This is a genomic window from Blastococcus sp. CT_GayMR19, from assembly GCF_004570385.1.
Taxonomy (GTDB): domain Bacteria; phylum Actinomycetota; class Actinomycetes; order Mycobacteriales; family Geodermatophilaceae; genus Blastococcus_B.
The window spans coordinates 1-1,185 of sequence record NZ_SPQL01000039.1; the positions used below are offsets into that span (position 1 = coordinate 1).

1 protein-coding gene is annotated in these 1,185 nt (G+C 68.6%); it reads right to left on the reverse strand.

Translation table 11 applies throughout. The annotated features are described in order from the left end of the window. On the reverse strand, positions 1 to 1,185 hold a 1,185-nt coding region (gene ccrA / locus E4P39_RS22045), incomplete at both ends, for a crotonyl-CoA carboxylase/reductase (protein ID WP_135138801.1).

The following is a 1,185-nucleotide window of genomic DNA, read 5'->3' on the forward strand; positions in this document are numbered from 1 at the left end:
CGGTTGATCGCCTCGAGGTGTCGTTCGCGTTTCTCGGTGTTGCGGACGCCGAGGCCGTCGGTGGGGGCGAGGGTCAGCACGCCGACCTTGCCCTGGTGCAGGTTGCCCTTGACGTCGCAGGCGGCCTGTCCGACCTGGTCCATGGGGTAGACCTTGGACAGGGTGGGGTGGATCAGGCCGCGGTCGATGAGCCGGTTGGCTTCCCACGCCTCCTTGTAGTTGGCGAAGTGGCTGCCGATGATCCGTTTGAGGTTCATCCAGAGGTAGCGGTTGTCGAACTGGTGCAGATAGCCGGTGGTGGAGGCGCAGGTGACGATCGTGCCGCCCTTCTTGGCGACGTAGACGCTGGCGCCGAAGGTGTCCCGGCCGGGGTGTTCGAAGACGATGTCGGGGTCGTCGCCGCCGGTGAGCTGGCGGATCTTCTTGCCCAGGCGCTGCCATTCCCGGGGGTCCTGGGTGTCCTCGTCCTTCCAGAACGTGTAGCCCTCGGCGGAGCGGTCGATGACCAGTTCCGCGCCCATCGAGTGCACGATGGCGGCCTTCTCGGGGCTGCTGACGACGCACACCGGGATCGCGCCGCCGCCCAGCGCCATCTGGGTGGCGTAGGACCCCAGCCCGCCCGAGGCGCCCCAGATCAGCACGACGTCGCCCTGCTTCATGTTGGCGCCGTTGTGGGAGACCAGCTGCCGGTAGGCGGTGGAGTTGACCAGCCCGGGGGCGGCGGCCTCCTCCCAGGTGAGGTGGCCGGGCTTGGGCATCAGCTGGTTGCTCTTGACCAGCGCGAGCTCGGCCAGGCCGCCGAAGTTGGTCTCGAAGCCCCAGATCCGCTGCTGCGGGTCCATCATCGTGTCGTCGTGGCCGGCCGGGTCCTCGAGCTCGACGGAGAGGCAGTGGGCGACCACCTCGTCGCCCGGCTGCCACTTGTGCACCCCGGGGCCGACCCGCAGCACGACGCCGGCCAGGTCGGACCCGACGACGTGGTAGGGCAGGTCGTGCCGCTTGGCCAGGTCGTGCAGCCGGCCGTAGCGCTCCAGGAAGCCGAAGGTGGAGACGGGCTCGAAGATCGACGTCCAGACGGTGTTGTAGTTCACCGACGAGGCCATCACCGCCACGATCGCCTCACCCGGGCCCAGCTCCGGGGTCGGCACGTCCTGGATGTGCAGCGACTTGTTCGGGTCCTTGTCC